The organism is Aquisphaera insulae (assembly GCF_011064615.1).
In the GTDB taxonomy this organism is placed as follows: Bacteria; Planctomycetota; Planctomycetia; order Isosphaerales; family Isosphaeraceae; genus Aquisphaera; species Aquisphaera insulae.
In genome coordinates this window covers 1-14,798 of the sequence record NZ_JAALJH010000020.1, presented here as the reverse complement: position 1 = coordinate 14,798, position 14,798 = coordinate 1, and the positions used below count along the sequence as shown (strand labels likewise).

The window sequence follows — 14,798 nt, the reverse complement described above, 5'->3', positions numbered from 1 at the left end:
CCTCGACCTGAACCGGCCCGGCCTCACCTCCGGGCGGATCGCTCGCTCGCGGTGGCGTAGGCGTCCAGGATGCCGGTGCGGCCGGGGTGGATGGCCTCGAGACGGAGCTTGGACTTGACCGGGTAGGACGGACGCTCCCCGGCGCCGGTGAAGATGATCAGCCGCTGGCCGTCGGGCTCGACGAGCAGCTCGTCCACGGTCTTCAGGTCGTGCTGCGCGAGGTGCGGCAGCGCCGTCCGAAGGATGAACCGGAGCCAGCCCCCCGTGAAGGCCGCGTCGGTCGCCGGCGCCGCGGAGCTCCCGTCGATCGCCGCCAGGTCGGGATTCATCCCCGCGGCGGCGGGCGTCGCGGCGCCGAGGTCGGACCGGACGACAGAAAGGGTCTCGAACGGGCGTTCGCGGTTCCGCCTCAGGATCATGGTCCGGAGCGCCAGGAGCTCGTGGGTCTCGCTGTGGCGGAAGACGACCTCCCGCACGCCGGTGCCCACCGTGATGAAAAGGACCGTCAGCAGGAAGACGGCCAGCACGATCCGCTGATGGACGTCCCTGTGCCGGCTCCAGATCTCGAGCTTCCGCGTCAGCACGATTGAGGCCACGGCCAGGTCGAAGGCGAGGTGCACGCCCAGGGCCGTCGTGGCGGTCGCCCGGCCGTGCGTCAGGTCGTCCACGGCCCCGCGAAGGTCCACGCTCGCCCACCAGAGGACGGAGAAGGCGGTCGCCGGCGCCAGGGCGATCAGGGCACGGACCGGGATCCGGCGGTTGACCAGATCCGCGATCGTCGAGGCCGCCAGCAGGCTCAGCGGCACCAGCAGGAACAGCTCCATCGTCCCGTGGGGGCCGGCCGGCCAGACCGCCGGCAGGAGGCCGGCGACGCAAAGCCAGAGGAACCAGAAGGCGCCGCCGACCGTCTCCGGCGTGTTCTCGTCGTCGAGCAGCCCCAGGCGAAACGCCCGCGCCGCCCCGTAGACGCCCAGCGGCAGCGTCACCGGCGCCAGCTCGAAGAGCCGGGCCAGCAGCGACGAGCCGCCCCCCCACGACGGGAAGGCGAGCCCGGAGAGCGCCTCCCAACCGTGCGAGCGGAACATCAGGACCTGCCAGGGCACCGCCAGCAGGGCGGCCATCCCGGCCACGAGGAGCGCATCCACCGTGCCCGCGCCCAGGCGCCTCGCCAGCCGCCGCGGCCAGGGCACGCGGCGAGGAGCGGCCAGCCCGCGCGGCCGCGGCCGGAGCCGGGTCGACGGGTTCCGCGACCGATCGGCCCCGATATAGACCGCATGCAGCGCCGCGATCGGCACGACCACGAGCGCGAACGCGTCCAGGGTCAGGAGCGCAAGGCCCAGGCACGACCCCTCGGCGACGGCCCAGACCGAGGGACGGGTCCAGAGGCTCGACCGGATCAGGTCCCGCCGCGCGCGGAGGTGCCAGCCGTAGCAGAGCAGCGCGGCCGTCGTGGCGGCGACCGCGAGCGTCGTCGGCGTGGCCTGCTGCATCCGGAGCAGCAGGTTGGGGTTGAAGCCCAGCAGGAGCGCCGCGGCGAAGCCCACGCCGCCCCCCCGCCAGAGCCGGCCGTGGAGGTACACGAGCATCACCACCAAGGCCCCGGCGACGTAACTGGGCAGGACGCTCCCCATCGGGTCGTGGTCCGAGCTGAGGCCCATGCCGACCGCCGCCAGCCAGGCGTAGAGCGGGGGCTGATACGACACCGCGCGGAACGCGGCGGCCTCGCCCACCGGGCCGATCGCGTCGGCCGCGGGGACCTGGTCCACGACCAGCCCGTCGTCCAGGACCGCGAGCGCCCGCAGCCCCCAGAGCGGCCCCGGCGGGGTCAGGTCCCAGGAATTCAGGGCCACCAGCCCCGGCAGGATCGCCACCAGGACGACCAGCGGGAAGAAGACCGCCGACCGCGGCGCCGGCCGGATCAGCGGCCTGGGCGCCTCCTCACGGCGCGCGGCGGGGGCAACCGCGGCGCCGGCCCCACCCGGAGCCTCGCCGCCCAGCCTCCGCGATCGTCGCGACAGACCCGCATCCATGGTCGCCGCCGTTCTCGTCATGGCTCTCGCCGCCGCCTCGATTCGAACTCGGCCGGCCGGCGCCTGCTTCGACTTGCCTACGTGGCGGACCTTACCATATCAGGCCCGGCGGGCAAAGCGAGATCGCCCCCCGCATCTCCTCCCGGCCGATGCCCTCGCGCATGCGCGGATCCATCGCCGGCCGCAGGCAGGAAAGTGGAATTGCTCTCCCCCCTTTATCGGCGGGATCACCCCGACGGCCACAACCAAATCGCCCCGGTCGCCGGACGAAGCCGGCGATCTTTACAGTTCCGCGCGGCGGAGCCGCAGGGCGTTGGTGACGACGCACAGGGAGCTCATCGTCATCGCGGCGCTCGCCAGCATCGGGCTGAGCAAGAGCCCGGTGAACGGATAGAGGAGCCCCGCCGCGATCGGCACGCCGAGGATGTTGTAGAGAAAGGCGAACATCAGGTTCTGGCGAATGTTCCCGAGCGTCGCCCGGCTCAGGCGGATGGCCCGGACGATCCCCCGAAGGTCGCCCTTGACCAGGGTGACCCCGGCGCTCTCCATCGCGACGTCGGTGCCGGTCCCCATGGCGATCCCCGCATCGGCCTGCGCCAGGGCCGGGGCGTCGTTGACGCCGTCGCCGGCCATCGCGACCTTCCGACCTTGGGCCTGCATGTCGCGGATGACCTCCGCCTTGCGGTCGGGGAGGACGTTCGCCCGGACCTCATCCAGGCCGAGCGTCCGGGCCACGGCCCGCGCCGTGGCCTCCGCATCGCCCGTGAGCATGACGACGCGAAGGCCCTCCCCATGCAGCAGCGAGACCGCCTCCGGCGTCGTCGCCTTGATCGGGTCGGCGATCCCGAGCAGGCCCGCCGCGCGGCCGTCGATCGCGACGAGGACCACCGTCTGACCATCGCCCCTGAGCGACTCCGCGCGAGCTTCGAGCGAGCCCGGCTCGACGCCGAGCGCCCGCATCAACGCCGCGTTCCCGATCGCGACCTTCCGCCCTCCCGCCGTCCCCACCACGCCCAGCCCGGTCCGCGACTCGAACGAGCCGGCCTCCGCCGGGACCAGCCCGCGGGCCTCCGCGCCCTTCACCACGGCGTCGGCCAGCGGATGCTCGCTCGCCCGCTCCAGCCCGGCGGCCAGCCGCAGGAGATCGGACTCATCCTGGTCCGAGATCGCCTCGACCGTCACCAGCGCCGGCTTCCCCTCGGTCAGGGTCCCCGTCTTGTCGACGACGACCGTATCCACCTTGCCCAGGACCTCCAGCGCCTCGGCGTCCTTGATGAGGATCCCCTCCTGGGCCCCGCGGCCAATCCCGACCATGATCGACATCGGCGTCGCCAGGCCCAGGGCGCACGGGCAGGCGATGATCAGCACGGCCACGGAGGCGAGCAGGGCATGGGCCAGCCTCGGCTCCGGGCCGAGCGTCGCCCAGGCGGCGAAGGTCGCCAGCGCGACCGCCACCACCGCCGGGACGAAGTACGATGACGCGACGTCCGCCAGCCGCTGGATCGGCGCCCGGCTCCGCTGCGCCTGGCCGACGAGCTGGACGATCCGCGCCAGCATGGTCTCGCCCCCGACCTTCTCCGCGCGCATCACCAGGCCGCCCGTGCCGTTGACGGTGCCGCCGATCAACGACATGCCGGCGACCTTCTCGACCGGCAGCGACTCGCCGGTGACCATCGACTCGTCGACGCCGCCCCGGCCCTCGAGCACGACGCCGTCAACCGGCACCCTCTCGCCGGGCCGGACCCGCAGGCGGTCGCCGACCTTCACGTCGCCGAGCGGGACGTCCGACTCCGTCCCGTCCCCGCGGATCACCCGGGCCGTCTTCGGCGCCAGCCCGAGCAGCGCCCTGATGGCGCCCGACGTCCGCCCCCGAGCCCGGAGCTCCAGCATCTGCCCCAGGAGCACCAGCGTGACGATGGTCGCCGCCGCCTCGAAGTAGACCGGCACCGCGCCGCCATGCCCGCGGAACGAGTCCGGGATCAGCCCAGGGAAGAGGGTGGCGAGCACGCTGTAGGCGTACGCCGTCCCCGTCCCGAGCGCGATCAGCGTGAACATGTTGAAATGCCTGTTCACGAGCGACGCCCAGCCGCGGGCGAAGAACGGCCAGCCCCCCCAGAGCACCACGGGGGTCGCCAGCGCGAGCTGGATCCAGGCCGAGGCCCCCGCCGGGATCAGGCCGCGGACCGCCGGCACCATCTCGCCCATCGCCAGGGCCAGCAGCGGCAGCGTGAGCGCCAGGGAGGCGCGGAACCGCCGGGTCATGTCGTCAAGCTCGGAGGTGTCCTCCTCGAGCGTCGGCGTCATCGGCTCCAGCGCCATGCCGCAGATGGGGCAGGGGCCCGGCCGGTCGCGGATGATCTGCGGGTCCATCGGGCACGTGTAGAGCACCTTCCCGCCCGAGGCCGCCGGCGGAGCCACCGTCACGGCCGCCGCGGCATCTCCCGAGCCCGGCAGGCCGATGGTCGTCAGCACGACGGGGCCGCCGCTCGCCTCGTGCCCGGCCATCGCGCGGGGCTTCGCCTCGCCGTGCTCGTCCAGGTAGGCCGACGGCTCGGCGACGAACTTCTTCCGACAGCCCTCGCTGCAGAAGAAATAGGACCGCCCCGCATGCTCGGCCCGCCCCGCGGCCTGCTTCGGATCGACGGTCATCCCGCAGACCGGGTCGATCTCGCGGGCTGGTGTGCCGGCCGACTCGTGATGTCCCGCCTGGTGCCCATGCATCGTTCGCCCTCCTCCTCACCTGGCCCTCACCGCAGGAACCGCGAGAGGACCGTCCGGACCTCGTCCACGAGCTGCTCCCGACTCATGGGCTTCGCCCGCGAGTGCTCCGCCCCCGACCCGTGGCCCAGGACGCACGACTCCAGGTGCCTGGTCAGCAGCTCCACGCCCAGGGCGTCCAGCGCCGACCGCGTGGCGGCGATCTGGTTGAGGACCTCCACGCAGTACCGATCCTCCTCCACCATCCTCTGGATCCCCGCCACCTGCCCGGCGATCCGGTTCACCCGGGCCCTCACCTTCCGGTCCACCTCGCGGGCCATCGTCCTCGCCCCCATTATACCCCCGTGGAGTATCCACCATCGCCCCGATCATATACCCCCACGGGGTATTGGTCAAGGGCCCCGGGGCGGCGCCTCCCCGCGGATTTCCCGGCGACCCCTTGCGGGCGCTAGACAGCCTGTCTACAATCCTCCTGTAGACAACCTGTCTAGCGTGGCCAGGGGGCGACGAGGTCCGGGGAGCCGGTCGGGATGAAGCGGGGCGGGCGAGACGTCACGGAGGCCGAGCTGGCGGTCCTGGAGGTCCTCTGGGAGGAGGGCGGGGTCACCGTCCGCCGGCTGATCGACCGGCTCTATCCGGCCGGGGGCGCCTCGGCGCACGCGACCCTCCAGAAGCTGCTGGAGCGGCTGGAGGCCAAGGGGTGCATCGGCCGCGACCGGACCGGACCGGTGCAGGTGATCGCGGCGACGGTCGACCGCGAGGCGCTGGTCCGGCGTCGGCTCCGGGACGTGGCGGACGACCTCTGCGGCGGCTCGCTCTCCGCGATGCTCAGCCACCTGGTGAACCCCCGTCGGCTCCGCCCCGGCGACCGCAAGGCGCTCCACCAGTTGCTCCGGCAGCTCGAGGATGAAGAGACCCGCGGCGAGGAATCCTGACGGGGGGCCATCATGTTCGAGATGGGCACCGACGCCGACGGCCTGCTCCGCGCGGCGTTCGACAACGCCGTGCTGGTCTCCGCGCTGGCCCCGATCGTGGCGCTGGTCGACCGGTTCGCGAGGCGGCCGGCGCTCGGGCACCGGCTCTGGCTCCTGCTCCTGGTGAAGCTCGTCACCCCGCCGATCGTGCCGATCGACCTGACGCTGCCCTGGCCGTCTCGGTCGACGGCCCGCCCGCCAGCCACGTCCGCCGGCGAGATCGGCCCCCGGGCCGTCCCCGCCCGGCCCGCCGGAGCGTCGACCGGGCCCGGGGCGGTCGCGGCGGCCTCGTCCCCGGGGCAGGCCCCCGCGCCGGCGGCGGCGGCGAGCCCGCCGCGGGACGCCGCGGCCGATGGCCTCGCCGAGTGGATGCCGGCCCTGCTGTCGGCCTGGTCGGCGGGCTCGATCCTCTGGGGCGCCGGCTACCTGATCCAGTTCGCCCGGATCCGGCGCTGGCTGGGCTCGCACGCGCCGGCGCCGTCGGACGTGCAGGGCCTGACCGACGCCATCGCCGCGTCGCTGGGCCTGGCCCGGGCCCCGCGCGCCTGGCTCGTCCCCGGCCGGCTCTCGCCGGCGGTCTGGGGGCTCGCCGGGCGGCCGGGGCTGATCATCCCGGAGGAGCTCTGGAGCCGACTGGACGAGGACCAGCGGGCCTCGCTGGTCACGCACGAGCTCGCCCACCTCCGCCGCCGCGACCACTGGATCCGCCCGCTCGAGATGATCGTGACGGTCCTCTACTGGTGGTTCCCGGTCGCCTGGTGGGCCCGCCGCTCGCTCCGCGAGGCGGAGGAGCAGTGCTGCGACGCCCTGGTCCTGCGGGCCCTCCCCGGCTCGCGGCGGAAGTACGCCCGGACGCTCCTGGACACGATGGACTTCCTCGCCGAGGCCCCCGCGCGGCGGCTCGTCCTGGGCATCGGGCTGGGGGACGCCTCGCTCCTGAAGAGCCGCCTCGTCGGGATCATGAAGGGGACGACCGCCCCGGGCCTCTCCCGCCGCGGCGCCGCGGGACTCCTCGGCGTCGCCGGCGTGATCCTGCCCCTTTCCATCCCCGGGGACCTGGCCCCGCGGCGATACCGGGTGATGGATCTTGGCAGCCTGGGCGGGGCCTTCACGAAGGCCAACGACATCAACGACCGCGGCGAGGTCGTCGGCCAGTCCGAGACCCTCACCGACGAGCTGCCGCAGGCGTTCCGTACCCGGCCCAATCGCCCGATCGACCCGGCCACCGATTTGCTCCCGGTGCCCAGCCTCCAGTCCATCGCCCGGGCGATCAACAACCGCGGCGAGGTCCTCGTCTGGGCGACCACCCGGAACATGGTGGATGCGACGTACTGGCCGTCACAGCTCGGCCTGGGGGGGACCGTGGGGGCTCGCCGGGCCTCGTACAGGGTCCTCGGAGACAGGGTCACGCCCCTCGGCACGCTCGACGAGCGGAGCTTCCCGCCCATCGAGGAGCTGGATCCCAGGCGCCTGAGCTTGTTACGGAACTTCCAGCCCGCCGAGGACTACAACACCTGGGAGGCCGCGTGCACGCACGCCCAGGCCATCAATGACGCCGGCGAGGTCGTGGGGGTCGTCATCGACAACCGCGAATGCACGTCGGGCTTCCGCACCGAGCCCGGCCGGCCCATCGACCCGAGCCGTGACGACTTCGGCGACACCGGCTCCCGGTTCCCGCGATTGGGGAGCAAGCAGGTCTTCCCGGGCGCCATCAACGCCCGCGGCCAGGTCATCGGCCGGACCCTCGGTCCCGACGGCCGGTCCCATGCCTTCCGGTCGCGACCCGGCCGGCCCGTCGACCTGCGCACGGACGACCTGGGTGATTGCTGGCCCGCCGCGATCAACGGCCGCGGCCAGGTCGTCGGCTCCTGCATCGTGGGCAACGGGGACAGCGGCGTGGTCAGCCACGCCTTCCGGACCCCGCCGGGCCGACCCGTGGATCCCGCCCGCGATGACCTCGGGACCCTTGGAGGGCAGCGGAGCACCGCCACCGACATCAACGATCGCGGCGAGGTCGTCGGCGACTCGGAGCTGAGCCCGAACGTCGGGGGGCACGCCTTCCTCCACGACGGCCGCGGCATGCACGACCTCAACGACCTCATCCCCGCGGATACCGGCCTGACCATCCTGAAGGCGCACGCCATCAACAACCGCGGCCAGATCGTCGGCCAGGCGGAGTGGGTCGGCCCCTCGTCGAACGCCTTCCGCGCCGTCCTCCTGACCCCCGAGTCGGACCGGCTCCCGGGCCTCATCGTCGGCCTCGCGTCGCTCCTGGCCGTCCCGGCGATCGCCTGGCCCCGGGCGCTGCAAGCAAATCATGTCCCGTCGTGATGACTTCATCAACGTTCAATGTGAAAGGAGCGTGCAGGCCCTGATCGATGACGGCGGGGGCCGGCGTCCCGGCCCCCCGCGAACGCGGCATCCGCCCTGGGCGACCCGGCCCGGCGAGGCCGCCATGATGTCCGCCTGACGGGCCCACGCGCGCCGCCGGATCGCGGTGCGCGCTGCGATCGAGCCGGACGGCAAATCCGCGCCAAGGCCGGCCCGCCGCCGCCTGCGCCCCCCGTGCGCGCCGAATTCCCGCATCCATCACGTGTCCTCACTCATTCCCATCCCCGGAGCAACGCCCATGAGTTCGTCCCTGACACGGCCCGGAACGCGCGATCGTCACTGCATGCGAAGGAATCGAGGGCGGGGCCGTGACCGCCGGCCGCGGCTCGAGCCGCTCGAACGACGCGCGCTGCTGAGCGCCGGATCGCTCGACCCGACCTTCGGCTCGGGCGGGTCCGTGACGACCGATTTCCCGCTGGTCCCGGCCACGGCGCAGGGGACCGGCGGCGTGGTGGACTCGTCCGGCCGGCTCGTCGTCGCCGGCCTCGTGAGCGACGCCGACGGCGACTTCACGACCGTGCTGATGCGGTACACCCGCGGCGGGGCCCTCGACCCCACGTTCGGGCAGGGGGGGCGGATCGTCACGCCGATCGTCGGCCGCCAGGTCCTCATCGGCGTCAGGCCCAGCGTGGCGCTCGACGCCTCCGGCGACATCCTCGTCACCGGCCCGCTGAGCCGCCCGCCGTACTCGCCCGACTGGGCGGTCAACGACTTCGCCGTGGCCCGCTACACGCCGGGCGGCCGGCTCGACACGACCTTCGGCGACCACGGCATCGCCGCGACCAACATCGGCTACGCCCTCGGCTCGACGGTCCTGCCCACCGACGACACGCCGAGCGCCATCGCAGTCCAGCCCGACGGCAAGATCGTGGTCTCGGGGACGACCTCGGGCAACCCGTACGACTTCGGCATCGACTACGCGTTCGGGGTCGCCCGGTTCAACGCCGACGGCAGCCTCGACGCCGGCTTCGGGACCGGCGGCCACGCCGTCGCCGCACCCTCGGGCCCGTACAGCTATAGCTTCAACTACAGCTACGCTTACGATCTCGCCCTGGCTCCGGACGGGAAGATCGTGGTCGCGGGGACGACGACGTCCGACGAGGGCAGTTCCTGGTACTACACCGCGGCCCGGTTCACGACGGCCGGCCAGCTCGACACCGGGTTCGCCTCGGACGGCATCTACTTCGGCCGCTCCGCGGGATTTTTCGCCTTTCCCGGCGACGCGCCGGTGGTCGTCCAGGCCGACGGCAAGGTCGTGCTCGGCGAGACGATCTCCTGGAATTTCTCGCTCCAGCGGCTGAACGTCGACGGCACGCCCGACGCCTCGTTCGGCACGGCGAGCGTCGTCACGACGGTCCTGCCCACGACGTCCCGCCTGACCGACCTGGCCCTCCAGCCCGACGGCAAGATCCTGGCGGTCGGCTGGAACAGCAGCGGGACGACGTCCACGAACACCGGCTTCGTCCTGGCCCGTTACTCCGGGACCACCGGCGCGGCCGACGCCTCGTTCGGGACCGGCGGCGTCTCGATCACCAGCCCGCCCGTCGCCCAGGATCGCGCCAAGGTTGCGGCCCTCCAACCCGACGGCAAGATCCTGCTCGTGGGGTACACACCCGTTCCGTCGCCCCTCTCGCCCGTTGCCACGGCCATCGAGGTCGCCCGGTTCGACGCGCGGGGGGGCCTCGACACGCATTATGCCTCCGGCGGCCGGAACACCGCCACATTCACGGGCTCGCGAAAGGACACGGCCTCGGACGTGGCGACGCTGCCCGGTGGCCTCGTACTCGTGGCCGGGACCACCTCGACCGGCGCCTCGCCCTACGGCGGCGGCTCGTTCGGCCTGACCGAGTACCTGCCCAACGGCTGGCTCAACCCGTTCTTCGGCCAGGGCGGCCGCGTGATCACCAGCTTCGGCGGGGACAACGATACCGCCTCCGCGATGGCCGTCCAGCGCGACGGCAAGATCGTGGTCGTCGGCACGACCGAATCCCTGGACACGAGCACCTACACGACCACCCGGAAATTCGCGATCGCCCGCTACAACATCGACGGCTCGCTCGACCGCTCGTTCGGCACGGGCGGGCTGCTGACGATCGACCTGGGCGACTCCGACGACACCGCCTCGGGCGTGGCGATCCAGGCGGACGGTAAGATCGTCGTGTCGGGGACGGCCAGCTCGTACGGCTCGAGCGTCGCGGCCGTCAGGGTGACCTCGCGGGGGGCCCTCGACCCGACCTTCGGCGCCGGCGGGATCGCCCTGGCGTCCTCGTCCCCGTACGACGTGGCGAGCTCGGTCGTGATCCAGCCCGACGGCAAGATCGTGCTCGGAGGCTCGACCGTGGACGCGAACTACCAGGCCGAAGGCATGCTCGTCCGCTTCAAGGCCGACGGCACCCTGGACCCGGCCTTCGGCACGGCCGGCGTGGCGACGCTGCCCGGCATGAACGGCATCACCAGCCTGGCGTTCCAGCCCGGATCGGGGATCATCGCGGCCGGAACCGCGACCCAGATCGGCGACACCTATTACGCGACCGTATTCGAGGTCGCGCGATTCACCACGGCCGGCGTCCTCGATCCGGCCTTCGGCACGGCCGGCGTGACGCAGGTCCTGGTGATGCCCGCCACCGACCTCGGCGGCCCGGACTACGCCTATGCGAATGCCGTGGTCGTCCAGCCCGACGGCAAGATCGTCGTGGGGGGCTCCGCATTCAACCTTGGCTACGCCCCGAACTACACGTCGAGCCCCAGCACGGTCGCCCTGGCCCGGCTGAACTCGCAAGGGGCGCTCGCCCCCAGCTTCGGCACGGCCGGCGTGGTGGTCACCTCGCTGGTGAACGCCCCGCCCCAGAACTTCAGCGACGTCTCGCTCGCCCTCGCGCCCGGAGGCAAGATCGTGGCCTCGTACTCGGCCCTGCCCAACCCCTACACCGGCTCCGACTTCGGCGTGGTACGCTTCCTCGGCGACCGCCCGAGCCTCTTCCCCTGGGGTGGCCTGTTGCGGTCAGCGATGACCGTCCTCAGCCAGGCACTCCCCCCCTCCACGACCCCCGCGACACCGATCGTCGCACCCCAGACGTCATCCCGCGGCGGGCTCGGCACCTCGTCGCCGATCACCGCCTCCGCGACCTGCCCGCGCGTCGACCAGTCGCTCAGGCGTGCCGCTTCCAGGCTGTCGCTCCTCGACGAGGCCCTGGGCTCGCTCCTGGACACGCCCTGAGCCGCGCCGCGAACGTCGGGATCGCGGCTCAGCGGCCCGCTCGCGGCGGGCCGTCGCCGATCCGGATTCGCCTGGCCTGGATCCCGTTCATGCCCGATCGCTGCGCGAAGGGCCGGGGCTCGGGCTGGGCGAAGCCGTTGCGGTCGACGGCCCGCGCCCGCAGCTCATAGGTCCCGGGCTTCAGGCCCTCGAGGGTGACGGACCACGGCGCGAGGCTATACCTCATCGGCCACTCGCGCGGCCGGCCGTCGCGGCCAAATCCCCAGATCCGGGCGGGGTCGACGCCCGCGGGCAGCTCGGCCGCGAGGTCGGAGGGCGGCGGGTCCATGCGGCAGGCCTTCCACGTCGCGGTTGCCCACGCAGGATCGTCGTCCTTCAGCTCCGCGGCCCGTGCGGGCGCCGGCTCGGGTATCGGCCGGAGCCAGCATTCGACGCGGTCGAGGCCGGGCCAGCCGACCATCGCCGTGCCGCGGATGATGGCCGGCGTGCCGGTCGCGAAGGTCGCCTCGCGCTCGTCGTCGTCGATGTAGGCGGCCGTCTTGAGGTAGGATTCGGGGTCGTTGTCCTCCAGGGCGTAGGTGTCGTTGGCCCGATAGTCGTTGGTGAGGACGACGTGCCGGAGCCACTTGATCGACTTGAAGCCGTGGGCCCACGGGACGATCATCCGGACGGGGCCGCCGCGTTCCAGGGGGATCGGACCGCCGTTGAGCCTGTAGGCGACCAGCGGGGGGAGCTCTCCGGGTGGGGTGTCGAGGACCTGGTTGATCGCCAGCGACGAGCGGAACAACTGCTTCGGGTCGTCGTTGTGGAAGCCCCAGTAGGCGACGCGCCGGACCTCCTTCATCGGCCCGGCCAGGCGGAGGACCTCGCGGAGCGGCACGCCCTCCCAGAGCCCCTGGCCCAGCGGGTAGGCGATGTTGGTGCACTGCATCGCCTTGAGGAAGAGGACGCCCTTCGCCTCGCCGAGCTTCGCGAGCGTGGCCAGGTCCACGGCCGTCCCGTCGTCGATCCGCCGCGGCGAGGGGACCTTCGCCTTCCCCTCCGCGACCACCTCGAGCCGCCAGGCCTCGGGCGTGAGCCGGGCCTTCACGAGCGCCTCGCCCCGGAGCGAATGCGGCACCGGGTCCCCGCGGCTGACGTCGCCGAACTCATCCCCCGGCGTGAGATATCGTCGCCGAGCCTCGTCCGCCCGCGCGTCCGCGGCCGCCGCCGATAAATCGGGGATGGCCCCCGCGACGGTCCCCGCGGCAAGCCCGGCCGCAATCCGAAACGTATCACGACGCGAAGGGTCTCTCATCGGATCGGCTCTCCTCCTGGGAATCGCGGCCGCGCTCAATCTCTTTACTCTACACGCACGGCATAACTACGGCGTTCCGGTTCCGGCTTGCCACTGCCCGCATGCCGGGCGTAGACTTCCGACGGGTGTCGCGTACGCGGGGCGAGCCATGCCGTCCCGATCCCGTGCGACGAAGGTCCTCCTACCCGGGGCGATGACGATGGCCCGCAAGAAGACGAGCAAGCCCAGGGCCGCACCCGTGACGACCGCCGCGAAATCCCTGGCAATCCGGGTCAACCGGAACCATGCGGGCCGGATCGAGCGACTTGCCGCGGCGGACCGGGCGACGGTCCCCGGCCTGCTCGATCGCCCCCTCGTCCACGACGCCTCCAGGATCGGATTCGCCGAACAGGCACCTCATTGCACCTGAGCCCGTCAGCTCGTTACCCGCGCAGTGGAGGCATGGCCATGACAACGATGACCAAACGGGCTTCGACGGCTCCGCCCCCGTCCGGCCGCATGACCGTGGCCGAGTACGAAGGCCTGATCGCCCGCGGCATCCTCGACGAGCGGGCCCGGGTGGAGCTGATCGAGGGGAGGATCGTCAGCAAGATGTCGAAGGGACCGAGGCACTGCGCCGGGGCGGCCCTGGTGCGGCACGTGCTGACGGCGGCGCTCGGGGCCGCCCCGGGCTGGCTCATGCGGATCGAAGACCCCGTGGCGATCCCGGGCCGGGACAGCGAGCCGGAACCGGACGTCTCGATCGTCCGCGGCGGCCCGCTCGACTACCTCGAGGCCCAGCCCCGGCCCGACCAGGTCGGCCTGATCGTCGAGATCTCGGACTCCTCGCTCGCCGATGACCGGGCCCTCGCGGCGACGTACCTTCGCGGGGGAATCCCCCTGTACTGGATCGTCAACCTGGTCGATGGCTGCCTCGAGGTCTACCGGCCGCGGGCGAGGCGCAAGACGCTCCGGCCCGGAGAGTCCGTCGAGCTGGCCCTGGACGGGGCGGTCATCGTCCGGCTCGACGTCGCCGGCCTCATACCTCCGGCCGCTCCGGCCAATCCAGCGAGCGGCCGGCGGCGACGGCCCAGGTAGCGAATCGCTATGTTCGCCCGCGGAGCGGGGCGACCCGACCCGGCCTCCCCGCCGGCCGAGGCAGGCAAGCCAACCCGGAGGCCCCCCGCATCCCACGCTCGCACCTTGCCAGTGGCTCGCCCCTCGCAGAGTGCCGCCGAATCCAGGCCGGTTCATGGGCCCGGCACCCGGCTCCGGGGTCCTCCCTCGGGAGCCGCCTGCGGGGAACCTCGGACGGCGAATCTCGCCTGCGCGAATCTCCCGACAAGCCCCCCCGCCACGATCGCGACCAGGCCGAGAGCATCGATCAGGGAATTGCCCAGGAGCGCGACCTGGTCGAATCGGAGGGTGATCGGCCCACCTGCATAAGTGGTCTTCGGGAGGGACTGGAGCCGCGGATTGACGACCGATTCCATCACGAAGCTACCGAGCCTGCGGAAAGGTCCCCCGTACGCGAAGGCCGAGGCATCGATCCCCGTGTACAGCAGCGTACCGAGGAGCGCGATCGACCCTCCCAACATCATGCCGATCAATGTCTTGTTCAGCGTTCCGGAATAGACCATGACCGAATAGAGGCCCAGATTCAGGGTGACCATCGAAAGGAAGAACCAGGGATGAAGCAGGATGTCCCATCCTCCGACGATCCGAAGCATGACCACGTTGAGCGATGCCAGGACCGACAACCTCATCAATGCGGCGGTGGACAGCTTGTTCCAGAAGTGCATGGTCGCAGACCCTGCGGAGGAGCCTGAGGGATGATCGCGACTCGATCTCCAGATCGGCCGCCGGCGACATGATCGGCGACTCCACGCTATCGAATCGGCGCCCATTTTCCACACCGCTCCGGGCGCGGACATCAACATGCGAGCCGAAACGGGCAGCGACGACTTCCGTGCCATCCGTGGTTCATCCCGACTTGCTCGCCGACGACCGACGGAGAAAAGACGATTCGACCTGCCTCGTGACCGAGGCGAGGACCGTCGCCCTCACCCCCGTGGCGAAGCCGCTTCAAGTCGATGCGGGGACCTACTCCCAGCAGGGTAAGGACGTGATCGCCTGCTTCGACCTGCCTCGCGGTCCATCGCGGCTGGCGATGGAGTAAGCGGCCCTAGCTC

11 protein-coding genes are annotated in these 14,798 nt (G+C 72.1%); 6 read left to right on the top strand and 5 right to left on the bottom strand.

The annotated features are described in order from the left end of the window. Positions 1 to 23: 23 nt before the first annotated feature. The 3 genes from G6O54_RS13305 to G6O54_RS13295 form a co-directional block, all read right to left on the bottom strand. Positions 24 to 2,030 carry a glycosyltransferase family 39 protein gene (locus G6O54_RS13305; protein WP_165226040.1) on the bottom strand — a complete coding sequence of 669 codons (2,007 nt, stop codon included), beginning with the start codon at positions 2,028 to 2,030 and terminating at the stop codon, positions 24 to 26. A 282-nt stretch (positions 2,031 to 2,312) separates the two neighbouring features. Continuing rightward, the gene (locus G6O54_RS13300; protein WP_165226038.1) at positions 2,313 to 4,751 is read right to left on the bottom strand and encodes a heavy metal translocating P-type ATPase; all 2,439 of its coding nucleotides are present in this window, start codon (positions 4,749 to 4,751) and stop codon (positions 2,313 to 2,315) included. A 26-nt stretch (positions 4,752 to 4,777) separates the two neighbouring features. Next, complete coding sequence (locus tag G6O54_RS13295; RefSeq protein ID WP_165226036.1) at positions 4,778 to 5,068, bottom strand: metal-sensitive transcriptional regulator; 291 nt, start codon at positions 5,066 to 5,068, stop codon at positions 4,778 to 4,780. A 210-nt stretch (positions 5,069 to 5,278) separates the two neighbouring features. On the opposite strand from G6O54_RS13295, the gene G6O54_RS13290 reads away from it, so the two are divergent. The 3 genes from G6O54_RS13290 (at position 5,279) to G6O54_RS13280 (ending at position 11,330) form a co-directional block, all read left to right on the top strand. Next, positions 5,279 to 5,683, top strand: a complete 405-nt coding sequence (locus G6O54_RS13290; RefSeq protein WP_165226034.1) for a BlaI/MecI/CopY family transcriptional regulator — start codon at positions 5,279 to 5,281, stop codon at positions 5,681 to 5,683. 12 nt (positions 5,684 to 5,695) lie between these two features. Further along, the gene (locus G6O54_RS13285) at positions 5,696 to 8,053 is read left to right on the top strand and encodes a M56 family metallopeptidase (protein ID WP_165226032.1); all 2,358 of its coding nucleotides are present in this window, start codon (positions 5,696 to 5,698) and stop codon (positions 8,051 to 8,053) included. Between the two features lie 343 nt (positions 8,054 to 8,396). Next, complete coding sequence (locus G6O54_RS13280) at positions 8,397 to 11,330, top strand: NHL repeat-containing protein (RefSeq protein ID WP_165226030.1); 2,934 nt, start codon at positions 8,397 to 8,399, stop codon at positions 11,328 to 11,330. 28 nt (positions 11,331 to 11,358) lie between these two features. Here G6O54_RS13280 and G6O54_RS13275 read toward each other — a convergent pair whose 3' ends face one another. Continuing rightward, a complete protein-coding gene (locus G6O54_RS13275) occupies positions 11,359 to 12,627 on the bottom strand; it encodes a molybdopterin-dependent oxidoreductase (RefSeq protein ID WP_165226028.1) in 1,269 nt (422 codons plus the stop codon). Between the two features lie 148 nt (positions 12,628 to 12,775). On the opposite strand from G6O54_RS13275, the gene G6O54_RS13270 reads away from it, so the two are divergent. Then, positions 12,776 to 13,036 carry a hypothetical protein gene (locus G6O54_RS13270; protein ID WP_165226026.1) on the top strand — a complete coding sequence of 87 codons (261 nt, stop codon included), beginning with the start codon at positions 12,776 to 12,778 and terminating at the stop codon, positions 13,034 to 13,036. Positions 13,037 to 13,074: 38 nt separating this feature from the next. Next, on the top strand, positions 13,075 to 13,704 hold the full coding sequence (locus tag G6O54_RS13265) for a Uma2 family endonuclease (RefSeq protein WP_165226024.1): 630 nt from the start codon (positions 13,075 to 13,077) through the stop codon (positions 13,702 to 13,704). Between the two features lie 152 nt (positions 13,705 to 13,856). Here G6O54_RS13265 and G6O54_RS13260 read toward each other — a convergent pair whose 3' ends face one another. Next, on the bottom strand, positions 13,857 to 14,408 hold the full coding sequence (locus tag G6O54_RS13260) for a hypothetical protein (RefSeq protein WP_165226022.1): 552 nt from the start codon (positions 14,406 to 14,408) through the stop codon (positions 13,857 to 13,859). Positions 14,409 to 14,575: 167 nt separating this feature from the next. Between G6O54_RS13260 and G6O54_RS13255 the strand changes: the two genes are divergently transcribed. Next, the gene (locus G6O54_RS13255; protein WP_165226020.1) at positions 14,576 to 14,785 is read left to right on the top strand and encodes a hypothetical protein; all 210 of its coding nucleotides are present in this window, start codon (positions 14,576 to 14,578) and stop codon (positions 14,783 to 14,785) included. Positions 14,786 to 14,798 lie beyond the last annotated feature (13 nt).